This window comes from Streptomyces sp. A5-4 (genome assembly GCF_051131715.1).
Lineage (GTDB): Bacteria > Actinomycetota > Actinomycetes > Streptomycetales > Streptomycetaceae > Streptomyces.
In genome coordinates, this window is record NZ_CP178591.1 from 1,896,675 (window position 1) to 1,911,575 (window position 14,901).

15 protein-coding genes and 1 pseudogene are annotated in these 14,901 nt (G+C 68.9%); 8 read left to right on the top strand and 8 right to left on the bottom strand.

Features of this window, described 5'->3' with window-relative positions:
* Window positions 1–8 precede the first annotated feature (8 nt).
* A complete protein-coding gene (locus ACLLJJ_RS08720; RefSeq protein WP_283516307.1) occupies window positions 9–704 on the top strand; it encodes a DUF4191 domain-containing protein in 696 nt (231 codons plus the stop codon).
* A 78-nt stretch (window positions 705–782) separates the two neighbouring features.
* Here ACLLJJ_RS08720 and ACLLJJ_RS08725 read toward each other — a convergent pair whose 3' ends face one another.
* On the bottom strand, window positions 783–1,250 hold the full coding sequence (locus tag ACLLJJ_RS08725; protein ID WP_434588704.1) for an RDD family protein: 468 nt from the start codon (window positions 1,248–1,250) through the stop codon (window positions 783–785).
* 198 nt (window positions 1,251–1,448) lie between these two features.
* Here ACLLJJ_RS08725 and glnA point away from each other — a divergent pair, with 198 nt between their 5' ends.
* Entirely contained in the window at window positions 1,449–2,858 is a 1,410-nt protein-coding gene (glnA, locus tag ACLLJJ_RS08730) for a type I glutamate--ammonia ligase (RefSeq protein ID WP_283516309.1), read from the top strand.
* A gap of 85 nt (window positions 2,859–2,943) precedes the next feature.
* Here glnA and ACLLJJ_RS08735 read toward each other — a convergent pair whose 3' ends face one another.
* The 3 genes from ACLLJJ_RS08735 to ACLLJJ_RS08745 form a co-directional block, all read right to left on the bottom strand.
* The gene (locus ACLLJJ_RS08735) at window positions 2,944–4,770 is read right to left on the bottom strand and encodes a choline/carnitine O-acyltransferase (protein ID WP_434588705.1); all 1,827 of its coding nucleotides are present in this window, start codon (window positions 4,768–4,770) and stop codon (window positions 2,944–2,946) included.
* Window positions 4,767–5,630 (bottom strand): class I SAM-dependent methyltransferase, encoded by an 864-nt coding sequence (locus tag ACLLJJ_RS08740; RefSeq protein WP_434588706.1) that lies wholly within the window; start codon window positions 5,628–5,630, stop codon window positions 4,767–4,769. Before ACLLJJ_RS08740 ends, ACLLJJ_RS08735 begins: the two co-directional genes overlap by 4 nt.
* 143 nt (window positions 5,631–5,773) lie before the next feature.
* Window positions 5,774–6,643, bottom strand: a complete 870-nt coding sequence (locus ACLLJJ_RS08745) for a HalD/BesD family halogenase (protein WP_434588707.1) — start codon at window positions 6,641–6,643, stop codon at window positions 5,774–5,776.
* A gap of 284 nt (window positions 6,644–6,927) precedes the next feature.
* Here ACLLJJ_RS08745 and ACLLJJ_RS08750 point away from each other — a divergent pair.
* Window positions 6,928–7,295, top strand: a pseudogene (locus ACLLJJ_RS08750) (transposase family protein); the annotation flags it as partial.
* 36 nt (window positions 7,296–7,331) lie between these two features.
* Here the strand turns inward: ACLLJJ_RS08750 and ACLLJJ_RS08755 are convergent.
* The gene (locus tag ACLLJJ_RS08755; RefSeq protein ID WP_434588708.1) at window positions 7,332–8,243 is read right to left on the bottom strand and encodes a LysR family transcriptional regulator; all 912 of its coding nucleotides are present in this window, start codon (window positions 8,241–8,243) and stop codon (window positions 7,332–7,334) included.
* 284 nt (window positions 8,244–8,527) lie between these two features.
* Here ACLLJJ_RS08755 and ACLLJJ_RS08760 point away from each other — a divergent pair, with 284 nt between their 5' ends.
* The 3 genes from ACLLJJ_RS08760 (at window position 8,528) to ACLLJJ_RS08770 (ending at window position 10,880) form a co-directional block, all read left to right on the top strand.
* On the top strand, window positions 8,528–9,148 hold the full coding sequence (locus tag ACLLJJ_RS08760; protein ID WP_434588709.1) for an NADPH-dependent F420 reductase: 621 nt from the start codon (window positions 8,528–8,530) through the stop codon (window positions 9,146–9,148).
* 52 nt (window positions 9,149–9,200) lie between these two features.
* Complete coding sequence (locus tag ACLLJJ_RS08765) at window positions 9,201–10,139, top strand: SDR family oxidoreductase (protein ID WP_434588710.1); 939 nt, start codon at window positions 9,201–9,203, stop codon at window positions 10,137–10,139.
* A gap of 81 nt (window positions 10,140–10,220) precedes the next feature.
* Window positions 10,221–10,880 (top strand): NADPH-dependent F420 reductase, encoded by a 660-nt coding sequence (locus tag ACLLJJ_RS08770; protein WP_434600345.1) that lies wholly within the window; start codon window positions 10,221–10,223, stop codon window positions 10,878–10,880.
* Window positions 10,881–11,537: 657 nt separating this feature from the next.
* Here the strand turns inward: ACLLJJ_RS08770 and ACLLJJ_RS08775 are convergent.
* A complete protein-coding gene (locus tag ACLLJJ_RS08775; RefSeq protein WP_434588711.1) occupies window positions 11,538–11,819 on the bottom strand; it encodes a hypothetical protein in 282 nt (93 codons plus the stop codon).
* A 120-nt stretch (window positions 11,820–11,939) separates the two neighbouring features.
* Between ACLLJJ_RS08775 and ACLLJJ_RS08780 the strand changes: the two genes are divergently transcribed.
* The gene (locus ACLLJJ_RS08780; protein ID WP_434588712.1) at window positions 11,940–12,299 is read left to right on the top strand and encodes an arsenate reductase family protein; all 360 of its coding nucleotides are present in this window, start codon (window positions 11,940–11,942) and stop codon (window positions 12,297–12,299) included.
* 124 nt (window positions 12,300–12,423) lie between these two features.
* Here the strand turns inward: ACLLJJ_RS08780 and ACLLJJ_RS08785 are convergent, their stop codons facing one another.
* Window positions 12,424–12,891: a carboxymuconolactone decarboxylase family protein gene (locus ACLLJJ_RS08785; protein WP_434588713.1), complete on the bottom strand. Its 468-nt coding sequence runs from the start codon at window positions 12,889–12,891 to the stop codon at window positions 12,424–12,426.
* A gap of 187 nt (window positions 12,892–13,078) precedes the next feature.
* Between ACLLJJ_RS08785 and ACLLJJ_RS08790 the strand changes: the two genes are divergently transcribed.
* On the top strand, window positions 13,079–13,780 hold the full coding sequence (locus ACLLJJ_RS08790) for a hypothetical protein (RefSeq protein ID WP_434588714.1): 702 nt from the start codon (window positions 13,079–13,081) through the stop codon (window positions 13,778–13,780).
* A 115-nt stretch (window positions 13,781–13,895) separates the two neighbouring features.
* Here ACLLJJ_RS08790 and ACLLJJ_RS08795 read toward each other — a convergent pair whose 3' ends face one another.
* Entirely contained in the window at window positions 13,896–14,789 is an 894-nt protein-coding gene (locus ACLLJJ_RS08795; RefSeq protein ID WP_434588715.1) for a DUF1963 domain-containing protein, read from the bottom strand.
* Between the last annotated feature and the right edge of the window lie 112 nt (window positions 14,790–14,901).

Consider the following 14,901-nt stretch of genomic DNA (forward strand, 5'->3'; position numbering starts at 1 on the left):
TTCCCGGCATGGCGAGGAAGGAAAGCGCAGACAACGCGGACACTGCGAACCCCGGGCGACTCAAGCAGATCGCCCTGACCTACAAGATGACCCGGCGAGCCGACTCGAAGGTCGGTCTTGTCGTCGCGGGTGTGGGAATCGTCACCTTCGGTGTGTTCCTCGCCATTGGCTTCTTGATCGATCACCCGGTCTATCTGGGCATCCTCGGTTTCCTGCTGGCATTCCTCGCGATGGCGATCGTCTTCGGACGCCGCGCCGAGCGGGCTGCCTTCGGGCAGATGGAGGGCCAGCCGGGCGCTGCGGCCGCTGTGCTGGAGAACGTGGGCCGTGGCTGGACGACGACTCCGGCGATCGCGATGAACCGCAACCAGGACGTCGTGCACCGGGCCATCGGCAAGGCCGGCATCGTGCTGGTGGCCGAGGGCAACCCGAACCGGCTCAAGACCCTGCTGGCGGCCGAGAAGAAGAAGATGGCGCGCATCGTCGTGGACGTACCGGTCCACGACATCATGGTGGGCAACGGCGAGGGCCAGGTGCCGCTGAAGAAGCTGCGCACCACGATGCTCAAGCTCCCGCGCGTACTCAGCGGACCCCAGGTGACGGCGGCGAGCGACCGGCTGCGGGCGATGGGCGACCTGATGTCGAACATGCCCCTGCCGAAGGGTCCGATGCCCGGGCGTGGCATGCGGGGACCGCGGCAGTAACTCCATCCATCCAGACATCGGCGGCCCGGACCATGAGGTCCGGGCCGCCTTTTACCGCGCTCTCTCCAGCGCGCCCTCTCAGATCCGCACCTGCACCGCGCGGGCGAGGCGGTCGTGCAGGCCTCGGCCGTCGCGGTCCCAGACCAGGGGCGGGATGACCAGGCAGAGCAGCACGCTCCGCACGACCACCAGGAGGATGCCGAGCCGGCCGCCGTCCTCGCGCACGACCCGCAGGCCGAAGAGGCGCTTGCCCGGTGTGGAGCCGACCGTGCCCACCGTCAGGATGTGCAGGACGAGGAAGATGCCCAGCGCCCAGTTGCCCGCCGCCTGCTGGTCGCCCCGGGCGAAGAGCCCGTACGCGATGATCAGGCACAGCGCCCAGTCGACGAAAAGGGCGCCGAAGCGCCGCCCGAGCGGGGCGATCGATCCCGGCCCGTTTTCCGGCAGACCGAGTCGTTTGCCCCGGTATCCGAAGTCGACGCCCATTTCCTCGGCCGCCGCGCGCGGCCCCGAGAGCCACGATCCGATTACTTGCCTGTTGTCCACCCGTCCACGGTACTGCGCGCGGTTTCGCGGCCTGCCGGTCGGGGCCTTCCGCACCCGGTCCGGTTAACTTGGGCGAAACAAATGGGTCATGCTGGAGAAATCCTGGCTACCTATGGTCGGGTCCAGCGTGTGCCACCGCACTGGCTGCACGAAGAGCTGCAACCCCACCCCGCCCCGGGTGGGAGTAGGAGGAGTTGGATGTTCCAGAACGCCGCCGACTGTAAGAAGTACATCGCGGACGAGGACGTCAAGTTTGTCGATGTCCGCTTCTGCGACCTGCCGGGCGTGATGCAGCACTTCACGATTCCTGCTCAGGCCTTCGACCCGGACGAGGAGCTGGCCTTCGACGGATCTTCGATCCGCGGCTTCCAGGCCATCCACGAGTCCGACATGGCCCTCCGGGCCGACCTGTCCACGGCGCGCGTCGACGCGTTCCGCAAGGACAAGACGATCAACATCAACTTCTTCATCCACGACCCGATCACGGGTGAGCAGTACAGCCGCGACCCGCGCAACATCGCCAAGAAGGCCGAGGCGTACCTCGCCTCCACCGGCTTCGCGGACACCGCGTACTTCGGCCCCGAGGCCGAGTTCTACGTGTTCGACAGCGTGCGCTTCCAGACCTCGGCGAACGAGTCCTTCTACCACATCGACTCCGAGGCAGGCGCCTGGAACACCGGTGCGGTGGACAACAACCGTGGCTACAAGGTCCGCTACAAGGGCGGGTACTTCCCGACCCCGCCGGTCGACCACTTCGCCGACCTCCGTGCCGAGATCTCCCTGGAGCTCGACAGGAACGGCCTCCAGGTCGAGCGCCAGCACCACGAGGTGGGCACCGCCGGCCAGGCCGAGATCAACTACAAGTTCAACACGCTGCTCGCCGCGGCCGACGACCTGATGCTCTTCAAGTACGTCGTGAAGAACGTCGCCTGGCGCAACGGCAAGACCGCGACCTTCATGCCGAAGCCGATCTTCGGCGACAACGGCTCGGGCATGCACGTCCACCAGTCCCTGTGGCAGAACGGCATCCCGCTCTTCTACGACGAGCAGGGCTACGCGGGCCTCTCGGACATGGCGCGCTACTACATCGGCGGCATCCTGAAGCACGCCCCGTCGCTGCTCGCCTTCACCAACCCGACGGTGAACTCGTACCACCGCCTGGTCCCCGGCTTCGAGGCCCCGGTCAACATGGTCTACTCGCAGCGCAACCGCTCGGCCGCGATGCGCATCCCGATCACGGGCTCGAACCCGAAGGCCAAGCGCGTCGAGTTCCGCGCGCCTGACCCGTCCTCGAACCCGTACCTGGCGTTCTCGGCGCTGCTGATGGCCGGCCTGGACGGCGTGAAGAACAAGATCGAGCCGCCGGAGCCGATCGACAAGGACCTCTACGAGCTGGCCCCCGAGGAGCACGCGGGCGTCCAGCAGGTCCCGACCTCGCTCCCGGCCGTCCTCGACGCCCTTGAGGCGGACCACGAGTACCTGCTGGCCGGCGGTGTCTTCACCCCCGACCTGATCGAGACGTGGATCGACTTCAAGCGCACGCACGAGATCGCCCCGATCCAGCTGCGTCCGCACCCGCACGAGTTCGAGCTGTACTTCGACATCTAGAGATTGTCGTCAGCGCAGTCGGCCGAGGGCCGTCACCCCGCGTTTCGCAGGGGTGACGGCCCTCGGTCGTTCACTCACCGCGGGGCTACGGCGCCAGCAGCTCCCTCAGCTCCGCCACGGCCTCCCTGAGGCGGTCGGCGAAGGTGAGCATCTGGGGCGCCATCGGCTGCGGGGTGCTCAGGTACAGGTTGAAGCGGTCCGGCAGCAGGACGTACGCGATGCCGATGCACTTGGTGCTGGTCGCGCCGAAGCCGAAGTACTGGATGTTGGCGGACGGGGCCGAGCTGGTGCTCAGGTAGTCGTCCCGCATCTTCAGCCAGCCCGGGGTGCGGTAGAGGGCGGGCTGCTCCGTGACCCCCAGTTCCGTGCCGCGGCGGCGCTGGATCAGTTCCAGTTCCCACAGATGCTGCTCCGGGGCCTGGCCGATCTGGCACTCCTTCGCGCGTGCCACATGCCGCTCGGCGGCTGCCCTGAACGCGGTGCGGCGGGTGTCCGGGCCCGTCGCCGGGTCCTCCATGGCCGTGACGAAGTGCTGCGCCTCCGGGGTGACGACCCGCATCGCCTCGGTCCGGCCGTTGCGGTACTGGCGGGTGGCGATCGATTCGTACGTGGCGCCCAGGTGGCCCTTGGTGCGCTGATGGGCCAGCTGGTAGGCGAGCTGGACGAAGGCGTCCGGTGAGACGCCCAGTGCCTTGATGGTGTTCGCGCCGAAGTCCTCGAAGGAGACGGTCCTGGTCGCGGTGGCCTCGCCGTACGCCGCGAACTCCTCCGCCGAGGAACGGATCCGCGCGCGGAGTGCGGAGTCCAGGTCGAAGGTGAGCGGGTGTGGTGCCGGCGGGCCCTGGGTGCGGGCCGCGGACTGCTCGGCGTGCTCCCCGGGGGACGTGATGAGGAGGGCGTCGACGAAGCTGAGGATGGTGGTGCCGTCCAGCTCGCAGTGTTCGACGTTGATGCCCGCGCGGCCGTCGGCGAAAACGACCAGGGACACGGCCTTGTCGAACCAGCGATTGCCGCGGTCGCCGTACAGCAGCTGGTCGCAGGTGTCCTGGGTGTCCGCGGGGGCGAAGTCCTCCAGGCAGACGCAGAACAGGGCGGTCTCGATGTCGTCCAGCGTCCGCGCGTTGCGCGGGTCGCGGGTGCGCAGGGAGTCCCGGGTCGCCGCCCAGTCCGCGCGGGCCATGGTGGTCAGGTGGCCCACCGACGTGTCGGGGGCGGACGGTTCGTCACCGGCCTTCATGACGGCGTGCAGGCCCGCCTGCAGGTCCTCCAGGCTGTGCGGGACGCCGTCCGCGCCGAACACGTCGAGACGGAACATGGCGCCCCGGAAGAACACCACGATGTGCCGGGCCGTGGACGGGCCGGGCCACTGCTCGGTGTACGGAGCGCGTACGGTGTCCAGCTCGGCGCCGGGGATCCGGGTGGCGGAGAACAGGTATTTGTTCTGCACCATCGACTGGGGGCGCCCGCGTTGCGCCACCGGTGCGATGAGTTCGTCGTCGAGCTGCCGCTTGTAGTTGACGGCCCCCGCGATGAGCCCGGCGGCCCGCTCCACCTGGGGCCGGCCGGTGTCCTGGAACAGGAAGAAGAAGTTGGCGTTGAGCGCGATCCGGTCCCGGCGGCCCAGGTAGCGGTACGGCCAGAAGGTGTCGAGCCAGCTGTGCACGCCCGGGGTCGCGTCGTACTCCTCCAGCGCCGCGTGCAGGGTCCGGCCGGGGCCTTCGGGCCGGAGGAAGGCGGCCACCTCCGCCTCGGTCTCCGCCCGCTCGTCCGAGGTCAGCAGCGGCGCGGACCAGGCGAGGAACCTCTCGCAGCTCTCTTCGAGGGTGGGCAGCGGCACGCGCGGCAGGCCGCTCTCCTGGGAAAAGGTCCCGGAGGAGATCTCCGTGGCCGGCGCCTTTTGGCTGGTGTTCAATTCTGCTCTCGATTCAGGTCATGGGGTTCTGAGGTTCCGTACGGCCGGGAGAGGTAGAGCTGTGCGTAGAGCCAGCCCTCCGCCTCCAGGCCCCGTGCGTCCACCCCGGCGGCCGACATCTTGTCCAGTACGAGCGCCTGCTCCTGCGCGGAGGCGAACCGGCGCTGTTTGAAGACCCCGTCGACGCGGGTGGTGCGGTATCCGAGTCCGGTCAGCTCGCGTTCGACGGCGTCGAAGGGGAACATCCGCAGGACGAAGTGGGCCATCCAGGGCCGCCGTTCGCCCTGTGCCCGGACGACACGGGCGAGGGTGCGCTCGGTGACGTAGCCGAGGCAGCCCGTGGAGATGATCAGGTCCGTGCCGGCGAGCTGGGCGCGCTGCCGCGGCGTCGGCTCGTGGCCCTCCAGGTCGGCGTGGACCGCGTCGTCCAGGAATCCGGCCTCGCGCGCGTAGGTCAGCGCGCTGCCGGAGGTGTCCAGGCCGACGAAGCGGATGCCGTGCGCGGGCCTGCGGGAGCGGGCCAGCTCCCGGTCACCGGCCAGCACGGCGCCGCGGGTCCGCGGATCAGGCCCGGTGCCCGGGCCGTCCTCGTCGCCGCAGTAGCGCGTGTAGAGCTCGTCCATGGTCGTGTCGTACTTCAGCAGAGCCGCGTTGATGCCGTACGAGCAGCCGATGTCGAGCACCTTCGGTACCGCAACGCGCCTGGACTCCCGGTACTCCTTTATGAGCTTGGCGAAGTAGGGCTTGGCCTGTTGTGGAACGCAGTAGCCGAGCGGGCGCAGCACGCTGAAGTAGGCGCGCGGGTCGGGCTGGGTGTAGATGTGGTCGAGCGATACTTTTCCGGTCGTGTCGAAACGCACAGGGGTTGCTCCTCCGTGGATCGCAGAACGTGAATCGCAGGACGTGACCGCAGGACGCGATCGCAAGGCTTGGAACGCGGACGTGGATCGCGGCATGGAAAAAGCCCGGACCGCCTACGAAGACTGCGCGTTGTCGCCGCCCGCTAATCCAGCAGACGGTCGCCGCGGACCGCCCGGCCCTCCGCGGCCAGGTGTTCGGGCAGCACCCGGCCGAAAAGTTGTCTGGTGCGTGCCACGCTCCCGATGACGCCGGGGCGCTCGCTGTAGGCGAATATCGCGGAGTGCCGGGCGACTTGGCCCCGTACGGGGCTCACCCGGTGCAGCGCGTAGCGGCCCTTGAACAGTTGCAGGTCACCGGGTCGCAGGGGCAGTCGTCTCGTCAATCGCTCGCCACGGCCGTCCAGTACGTCCCGGACGTCGCCGAAGTGTTCGTCGTGCGCGGACCTGATGTGGGGGCAGTACTCGAAGACACCCCCGGCCTGCGGCTGTTGAGTCAGCATGCTCACGGTGAACTCATTGGTGTCGAAGTGCCAGGGGTGTTCCATGCCCGGCTCCACGACGTTGAGCACCAGCCCGGAGAGCGGGTCGGCCAGCTCGCGCAGTCGCGGAAGCCCGAAGCAGCGGGCGATGAAGCGCTGGAAGACCTGGTCGCCGTAGAGCCTGCTGACCAGGGAGTCGGTGGGGATACGGTCGCGCGCGACGAACGCGTTGCCCCGCTGGAAGGTTCTGCGGCCGGGGTGGTCCGCGGGCAGCGCCGAGTCCACCGCGATGTTGTAGACGTTGACCGTCTCCACGTCGAAATGGGCCCTGGGGGCGATGGCCGCGCATTCCTCGCTCAGGGTCTCCCGCAGCGACGGGCGGATGAAGTCCCGCAGGACGGTGCAGCCGAGGGCCGACAGTTCTCGCCGGGCGCGGGAGACCACGGCCTCGGCGTCGGCGCTCCCGATCTCCGACAGGGGGTACCTGGCCGTGTCGATCAGCTGGTCGAGCGGTGGGGCTTGCGAGGTGCTCATCGATCCTTCGATCCTTCCACAAGTCTACTGACTGGTAACCTAGTTGAACCCTTCGTCGCACCGCCAGGCCACCCGCGGAAGAAGTGGGAAACGGCCGGTTGGCGACCGATGGGGCCGGGCCCGGCGCGCGCCCTGCCGGTCGTCGGTGGAGCCATGCTCAGGACTTGTGGATCAGCCTCGGGAGCGCGCGAAGGGCGTACCTTCCCAGGTGATTGATCGAGAAGTCACCGAGTAGACCTGCGTTGCGGCGCGGTCGGGAAGGCACGCCCATGCTGAGCACAGTCACCTACCTGCACGAGGGGCTCACCGCGCTCGCCGACCATGCCCCGGATCTGTCCACCGCGTTGGAACGAGCGGCACGGCCGGGTATACCCATCTCAACCTGGACGGCACTGTCATCCGCACCGGCCGCGTCGCCGCCCCCGGCCCGAACAAAGCGGATCTTTGGTGGTCCGGGAAACACCAGCACCACGGCGGGAACGCGCAGGCCATCTCGGCCCCGGACGGCTGGCCGATCTGGGTCTCCGCGGTCCGGGCCGACCGCGAGCACGACACCACGTGCGCCCGCGACCACGGCCTGATCGACGCCCTCGACCGGCTCGCCACCATTGTGGACATCCCCACCCTGACCGACCTGGGCTACGAGAACGCCGCCCTCTGCCGGCGCTGCTGTTGTCAGTCGGACTGCTCAACCGTGCTTTGAAACGGCATCGCTTCCAAGCTGCCACATTTCATAGTTCCCACATTCTGCCGTGATCTCGGCCGTCGCCTGAGCCGCGGTGAAGAAGTCGTCGACCAGCGGCGAGGTGCGCGATGCCGCCACCGCGAGGCACACCTGGTCGGGCGCCAGATCCGGGATGGGCACATAGATGACGTCCGGATGTGAGTAGAACACGGTCGCCGAACGGGCCAGGAACGAGATGCCCCGGCCGGCCGCGACATGCTCGAGCGTCTCGTCCACTCCACGCACCAGGTACCCGGCGTTAGGGTGCGGGCGCCTGGTGGGTTGCGTGCTCGGGTCGGCATGCCAGACCAGCGGTTCGCCGGCCAGGTCTGCCTCGGTGACCTCTTCCTTGCCGGCCAACCGGTGGCCGGCGGGCAGCACCACCACCCGCGGCTCGGTGTACAGCGGGGCGACGCGCAGGCCCGCCTCGTCGATGGGCAGCCGCACATAGCCGACGTCGATGCGGCCGTCGAGCAGCATCGTGGCCTGGTCGTCCCATTCGATCCGCTGCACGTCCACGACCACGTCCGGGTGCCGGGCCTCGAACGCCCGCGCCGCCGGGATGACCGCAATGCCTGCCCGGAAGCCGACCATCAGCCGCTGGCTGCCGCGCGCGGCCACGGTCACCCGGCGGCGGACCGCGTGCGCGGAGGCGAGCAGCGGACCGGCGTCGGCCAGCAGTTGTCGGCCCGCGTCGGTCAGCGCTACGCCGTGGCGATCCCTGGTGAACAGCGAGGCGCCGAGATCCTGCTCGAGCGCGCGGATCTGCCGACTGAGCACCGGCTGCGCGATATGTAGCTCATCGGCGGCGCGGCCGAAGTGCAACTGGTCGGCCAAGGCGACGAAGTAACGCAGTTTGCGCAGGTCCAGATCCATGGCGCCTCCCGGTCCGGTGATGCCTCCAGGGTATCACCACGGCTGAAAGAAGTCTTGGACACCCACTCAGGCCAATGGCAACCTGAATAGGTACCTAAGGGGGTCGGAGCGAATTCGGCATAAGAATTCGCCAGCGGAACTTGCTAGCAGGGCCCAGGCCCAGAATGAGCACATCAGGAATTGAGCGCCGACCATCGCGTCATTCGACGGCGTCGACGACACGACCGTTAACAACGACGGGGTAGGCATGGCGTCCTATCCAGCTCCAGAAAGCAGGCACACCAATGAGCAGCATCAGCATTATCGGCCTGGGGAACATGGCCGGCGCCCTGGCCGACCGGGCGCTCGCCGGCGGCAACGCCGTCGAGATCATCGGCCGCGACCCGGCCAAGGCCAAGGAATTGGCCGCCGCGCTCGGCGGCGCCACTGTCGGGACGGCCGGCGCCGCCCCGGCCGGGGACATCGTTATCCTCGCCATGCCGTACGCCAGCGCGGCGGCGGTGGTCAGCGAGTACGGGGACGCACTGCACGGCAAGGTCATCATCGATATCACCAACCCCGTCTCCCCCGATTCCCAGGGCCTTGTCACCCCCGACGACAGTTCCGGCGCGCAGGAGATCGCCAAGGTCGCCCCCGCCGGCGCGCACGTCGTGAAGGCGTTCAACACCGTCTTCGGTCACATGCTGGCGCAGGGCAACCCGCTGGACGTGCTCATCGCCGGCGACGACGCCGAGGCCAAGGCGACTGTGTCGGCATTCATCAAGAGCCTCGGGCTGCGGCCGATGGACACCGGCCCCCTGGGAATGGCGCGCTGGCTGGAGGGAACGGGCCTGGTGATGATCGGCCTGGGCCGCTATGGCGCGGGGAGCTTCAACTTCACCCTCGGCGTCAACACTTCTGCCTGAGCGCGCCCGCACCACCACTTCTCGCGCCACATCAATCACAAGGACCAGTAGCATGCGCGTTTTCGTCACTGGCGGGACCGGCCATTCCGGTTCGTACATCGTCCCCGAGCTCATCGCCGCCGGGCACGAGGTCACCGGCCTGGCCCGATCGGACACGGCCGCGGCGGCGCTGTCCGCGCTCGGCGCGAAGGTGCGCCGCGGGGACCTCCAGGATCTCGACGGGCTCAAGGAGGCGGCCTCGGACTCCGACGGCGTCATCCACGTCGCGCACCGGCAAGACCTGCTTCCGTCCGGCGGGATCGACGCCGTGACCGCCGCGGAGCTCCCGATCATGCTCGCGTACGGCGAGGCACTGGCGGGAACCGGAAAGCCGCTGGTCGCAGCGGGGAGCATTGGCTCGCCCGGGCAGCACCTGGGCCGGCCGGCCACCGAGGAGGACCCGGCCCTTCCCGGCGGCGATGAGTACAAGGGCACCCTGCGGGTTCGTAACGTCGTGGAAACCGCCGTAATCGGCCTCGCTGGGCGGGGAGTGCGGTCTTCGGTCGTGCGGATTGCCAACATCTCGCACAGCACGACCGACCGTACCGGCTTCCTCCCCACGCTCATCGCGCTCGCGAAGGAGAAGGGCGTCGTTGGCTACCCCGGAGACGGCGCGAACTTGTGGAACGCCGTGCGCACCCGCGATGTCGCCTCCTTGTTCCGCTTGGCGCTGGAGAAGGGGCCGGCTGGCAAATACTGGCACGCGGTTGGGGACGGGGCCATCCCGTTCCGCGAGATCGCCGAGGCCATTGGCAGCCGTCTGGGCCTGCCCGTCGTGAGCATTCCCGCGGACGTACTGATGGTGCCGGGATACTTTGGGTTCCTCGCGAACATAGTCACGCAGAACTACCCGGCGTCCAACCTCATCACCCGCCAGGCCCTCGGCTGGGAACCCGCTCAGCCCAGCCTGCTCGCCGATTTGGACAACGGCCATTACTTCTCCGCCAGCTGACGGCAGGGACCCGAATCGCAACGAGCCCGGCAAATGACAAGGGTTCGGCTCTTCTGGAGGGACGCTGACAATATGACGACTGTGGGATTCATCGGAAGCGGATACATCGGCAGTACCATCGCGCGGCTCGCCGTCGAGGCCGGGCACCAGGTCGTGCTCAGCAACTCACGCGGTCCCCAAACGCTCGCGGACACGGCCGCGGAACTGGGGCCGCGGGCGTCCGCGGCGACGAGCGGGGAGGCCGCGGCGGCCGGTGACATCGTCGTGGTCACAGTGCCGGTCAAGGCCTTCCCCAACTTGCCCGCCGCGCCACTGGCCGGGAAGGCGGTCATCGACACGTGCAACTACGGCCCCGAACGTGACGGGCACATCCCCGAGCTCGACAGCAAGTCGCTCACCTCGAGCGAGCTGCTTCTGCGGTACATCCCGGACGCCGTGCTGGTGAAAGCGTTCAACAACATCTTCTTCAAGCACCTGCTGTCACTCGGCCGCCCGGCGGGGGCGGTCGACCGCTCCTACCTGCCGATCGCCGGGGACTCCGCATCGGCGAAGGCGGCGGTGACCGAATTCATCGAATCCATCGGGTACAGCGTGGTGGACGCGGGACCGCTGGCCGATAGCTGGCGGCAGGCGACGGACACGCCGGTGTGGGGGACCCCGTACGGGCCGACCTCGGACGAGAAGGGCCAGCCGGTCAGCGAGGACGCCATCCGCGCGGCACTGGCCACCGCAACGCGGTAACCGTAAGTTGGCGCGGGCCTCGGTAAAGTCCGGCCGTGTTATGGCCCCGTCCGGTAGAGCCACTGCCCTTAAGTTAAGGGCAGTGGCTCTACGGCACAGTGCATCTCGCGGGTGCCCCGCCAACCGACGACACCAGCCGTACGGGCGTGCGCGGCTCGCACCATGACGACGGAGAGCAACCAGGAGTACGGGAAGCATAAGAAGTTCCGCCAGTTTGTCGACTGCCCGCGCTGCGGCTACATCGACTTTCCTCCCGGCCAACTCAACGAGGAACAAACGATTGAGATCCGGACGTGCGAGGACTGTGGCACGGAGGTAGGGACAGAACCATTCTGTACCGCGCCTCCCGGCGAAGCCACCCACACCTTCGACAGCTGAGATCCCTGCGCCAAAGTCCCGACAACATCGAACCCGACAACTGACTTGCCTAATGAAATTCCCTTCACCAGGGACCCACGCAGGCCAAAGCCCCTGGCAAACCGCCTAGTTGATGGCAGGTCAGGCGGCCCGGCCATGGCCCCGTCCTGGCGGTCGCCAACTGGTCCGTTTCGAGGGCCGGGCGCCGAGGCGGGTGACGCCTCCGGCTCGCCGGAGGCGTCACCCGCACTCGATCGGTGCCGGCCGGGCCGCACGGCCCGGCCGGTGCCTGGATTCCGGTCAGCGGCCGTAGCGGATCAGGGCCCGGACCATGCGGCAGGTGATGTCGGACGGTGGATGGATCCCTATGCGCTCGGCGGTCGCTCGGATCGTGAGGTTGTCGGCATGCGCCGGGTGGTGGACGCCCGAGTCGAGCAGGGCGATGGCCAGGCGCATGGCCTTGAGGCGGCGGTTGTGGGACACGTACCACTCGCGGGGCCTGCCCGCGGGCAGCGGCTTCTTCGGCAAGGGCTGCTCGAACTGCAGCGGAAGGGTCATCGTCGTCAATGCGGCAACGGACATCGGCAACCTCCTGGCGCGGTGGTGGAACCCTTGGGAACTGTCTCCATTTTACGACCTACCACTGACAATCGGCCCTGGCCAGGCGGGCTTTGCGGACCCGGCTGCCGTACCGTTGGCGGTATGGAGATCTGGATCAATCCCGCGTGTTCGAAGTGCCGCGGCGCGGTGGAGCTGCTCGACGCGCAGGGCGCCGAGTACACCGTCCGCCGCTACCTCGACGACCCGCCGTCGCCGGACGAGATCCGTGCGGTGCTCGGCCGCCTCGGGCTCGAACCGTGGGACATCACGCGCATCCAGGAGGCGGACGCGAAGGCGCTCGGCCTGAAGGACTGGCCGCGGGAGGCCGGTTCGCGCGACCGCTGGATCGCGGCGCTGGCCGAGCACCCCCGGCTGATCCAGCGGCCGATCATCACCGCGGACGACGGGACGGCCGTGGTGGGGCGCACGGACGAGGCGGTACGGGACGCGATGTCACGCTGACCCCGGCGGTCAGGATCGCGGCCGGGGCCTCGGCCGCAGGAGCCAGGTCCGGTGCGCGGCCGGGGCCTCCGCCACGGGAGCCAGGTCACGGTGCTCGGTCGGGGTGGTCGCCCAGGGAGCCCGCTCAGGAGACGCGCTCGTCCTCGCCCGCGATCTTCGCGGTGGCCAGGGCGATGCGGTTCCAGGTGTTGATCGCGAGGATCAGGGCGATGAGCTGGGCCAGTTCCTCATCCTCGAAGTGCGCGGCGGCCCGTGCGTAGATCTCGTCCGGCAGCCCGCCGTCCGCGATCAGCGTGACCGCGTCGGTGAGGGCGAGGGCCGCCTGCTCCCTGGCCGAGTAGAAATGGGCGGCTTCCTTCCATACGGCGACCATGTGCAGTCGCTCCTCGCTCTCGCCCGCCTTCCGGGCGTCCGAGGTGTGCATGTGGAGGCAGTACGCGCAGTGGTTGAGGTGCGAGGAACGGATCTGCACCAGCTCGACCAGCGCGGGGTCGAGGCCCTCACGGGCGGCGGCGTCCAGGCCGATCACGGCCTTGAAGGCCTTGGGGGCCGACTTGGCGAAGTTGAGGCGCTTGATCTCTGTCGTTGTCATGACTGCAATCTACGGGCCCGGGCGACCGGCCGCAGGGTGCATTTTCTCATACGAATCGTGGGTCAATTGCGCAGCCGGCGGGACTCATCGGCGCCTTTGGTACGGAAGTTGCTGCTGTGACGGCTGAGACGAACCCGTCCGCGGTCCGTAGTTCATGACACACCGCCCCCGAGGACAGGAGTCGCCCGTGTCGCGCAAGAAGACCCTCAGCCGGAAGAAGAAGGCCGCCCTGCTGCTGGGCGCCGCCGCACTGGTCGGCGGTACCGCCGTGATCATGACGGGCACCAGCCAGGCTTCGGTGGCCTGCGACGGGCTGACGACCGCGCTGAGCAACAACGAGCAGTTCATAGCGGGGCAGCGTGCCAATCCCGATGCCCAGTCGGAGGCGCGGATCGCCAACCGGGAAGCGGTCATCAAGCAGATCAAGGTCCAGCAGGAGGCGTCGGGCTGTGAGGTCGGCGACGCGTCAGACGGCGACGCGGGAGGCGGCGACGCGGGAGCCGCGCAGCCACCGGCCGAGGAGCAGCCGCCCGCCGAAGCGCAGCCGCCGGCCGGGGAGGCGACTCCGCCCGCGCCGCCCGCCGAGGGTGGCGGCGACGCCGGAGGTGCGGAGGCCGGGGGCGGTCAGACCGGGGCCGGCGGCGAGGTCGTGTGTGCCGGGTCGACCGTGACCCTCTCAGGTGAGGCCGGTGCCCCCGCCGCGTCCAGCAACCAGTTCCCCGTGGGGACCCAGTTGAAGGTCACCAACCTGGACAACGACAAGTCCACAACGGTGGACGTCACGGCGACCTCCGGCAGCTGCGCCCTGCTGAACGACGCCGCCTTCGAGCAGGTCCGTGAGCCCGGCAAGTTCCTGATCCGCAAGGCCCGGATCGAGCGGGTCGGCTGACCCTGCGCCCCGGAGCAGACGCACTGCGCAGCGCTCACGGGCAGCGGCGCCAGGCGCACTGCGTCACGAGCGCCCTGCCTGACGAGCAGTTGAAGGCCTCCCGGCAGGCGGAGTCTCAAGAGCAGTCGAAGCGGTACGCACTCGGTCTGTCGGGACAGTGCAGGCACTCGAATATGTAGATCCCGCCCATGTCCCCCAGCATCAGCCCGGGTGCGCACTGCACCGCCATCCGCTCCTCGAAGGGCAGGTCGAGGACCGTCCCTTCCTTGGGCCGGTCCTCCTCGGGCAGCCAGCTCCGCCAGGACGCGCCGTCGAACTCCACGCTGCTCACGGTCAGCAGATGCTCCATGCGCCGGTGGCAGCCCGCGCAGTCGGGCCAGTCCGCCTCCTGTGTCCAGTCCGGGTACCCGCCCGTCTTGATGCCGCCTGCCACGGACAGATGGCGCTGGTACGCCCAACCGGTCTGGCCCTCCAGCTGATCGAAGCGCTCGCGCAGCGTCTCGGACAGCTCGGGCGGCAGGTCCCAGCTCGGATACTCGGTGATGCGCTCGGGGTGCACCACACACGCGTCCGGCACATGGTCGTCCGGAGCGCCGACCGGCCGGGGCGCGTCCAGTACCAGCGGTGTGTCCACCGCCGAGGAGCGCCAGCGGAGCCGGGGGCGCGGCGCGTACTGGGGCTCGTGCTCGAACGGACACCACAGCACCTGGAGTACATCGCTGCCCGCCGGATACGGCAGGTCGGGAACATCGGCGGCGTACAGCTGGAGGACCGGCACCAGCGGCACCGGCTCGGACTCCGGGGTGTCGAACGCGACCGGCAGATGCGCCTCGTCGCAGCGCGGCCAGGCCTCGTCCTCGGGCCACAGCAGGGGGCCGCCCACCGAGCTGTCCCCGATCCCCGGGTCGCCCGCCCGCGGATGCAGCCGCACCGCGTCCCGGCGCAGGGCGGCCAGCTCGGGAAAGAACGCTTCGACGTCAACGGGACGTGGTGGTGTGGTGCGCGTCATCGCGGCCTCCGGACAGTTTCGAACACTGATCGAAGAGTAACGACCTCGGGGGCAATGGAGCGTCGTCGAGCGACCACAACGCCGGAGGCGGAGTCGCGGGGCGTCGGGAGCC